Origin of the sequence: Vibrio fujianensis (assembly GCF_002749895.1) — a bacterium.
GTDB classification, from domain to species: domain Bacteria; phylum Pseudomonadota; class Gammaproteobacteria; order Enterobacterales; family Vibrionaceae; genus Vibrio; species Vibrio fujianensis.
In genome coordinates this window covers 406,625-407,741 of record NZ_NBUS01000054.1, presented here as the reverse complement: position 1 = coordinate 407,741, position 1,117 = coordinate 406,625, and the positions used below count along the sequence as shown (strand labels likewise).

General features: G+C 44.2%; 2 protein-coding genes. Both read right to left on the bottom strand.

The window, feature by feature from the left end:
* Nucleotides 1–409: ATP-binding protein (locus B7C60_RS19620; RefSeq protein ID WP_245869529.1), on the bottom strand; the 409-nt coding region annotated here is incomplete at its 3' end.
* On the bottom strand, nt 406–1,117 hold a 712-nt coding region (gene mukE / locus B7C60_RS14930; protein WP_216639331.1), incomplete at its 5' end, for a chromosome partition protein MukE. The genes B7C60_RS19620 and mukE, both read right to left, overlap by 4 nt.

Genomic DNA, 1,117 nt, shown 5'->3' with positions numbered 1-1,117 from the left:
TCAAAATATCCGTCGGTTTGATATGGCTAGGTAGGCCTTGAATAACAAAGGGTTTAATATCAACTTTCTTATCTCGCCCAGCCACTTGCTGAAGTTTGACCGCAAACAAGAAACGTTGATGACGTGAATTCACCACATCAAGTGCCGCATAACAAGCTCCCGGCTGCAATTTACCATACAGTCCTTTATCACGAGAGGCTTGTGAGCTCCCCGCTTCCGTTGTATTACGAAAGTGCAGTAAGCTTTGGTCAGGAATTAATGCGGTGATAAACGCCGCCATTGTGGTCGATTTGCCTGCGCCATTACCACCGGATAATGTGGTCACTAAATTATCGATATCAAAAGTTCGGGCAAAGAAGCCATTCCAGTTGATCATGGTGAGTGATTGATATTTACCTCTTTCAATCATGCTTCATCTTCCCATACTTCATCTTGTTCATGTTGTGGTTGCAATTCAACTTCATCAGTTAATAAGCTTGGTTGGTTAGGCTCTTGGTTATGGACGACCGCCTCACCATCGCGGATCAAACGTAATTGTGCTTGACGCATATCATCCCCTACTCGCACATCGGCCCCAAAACGGAAAACCGCCTCGGTAATACGAAACTTGGTTGTCTCGCCGATATGAATAAGCATACCCAAACGACGTAATCGACGTAACGAAGAGCGAACTTTTTCAAACAATTTTTCTTTATCTAAATCTGAACCCGTGGCACGGTGAGTGACCAATTTCATCAGTTTTTTCTCATCAACTAATGAGAGCAGTTCTTCATACAACTCTTGGTTGGTAAAAATGCCTTCGTGCGCCAACCGCTCAGGGCTTAAATAGAGAAAACAAAGGACTTTACCCACCAGCATATCCAGTTCAGATAGCACGCTGCGGTTAATCAAGGAGGTTGAACGCGGCCGAAGATAGAAAAAACCTTCTGGCGCACGAACTAACTCCGTATTATAACGTTGGTAAAATAATGCCAACTCAGGTTCAAAATCGGATAAGAAAGCATGGTTATCTAGATCATCACTAGACACATGCCGCCCTGCGCGCAATTGGCTATCTAAAGCCGGGAAAAGCGGATTCACTATCGCTTTGGCCAGTTGCTCTGGCATATATTCATTA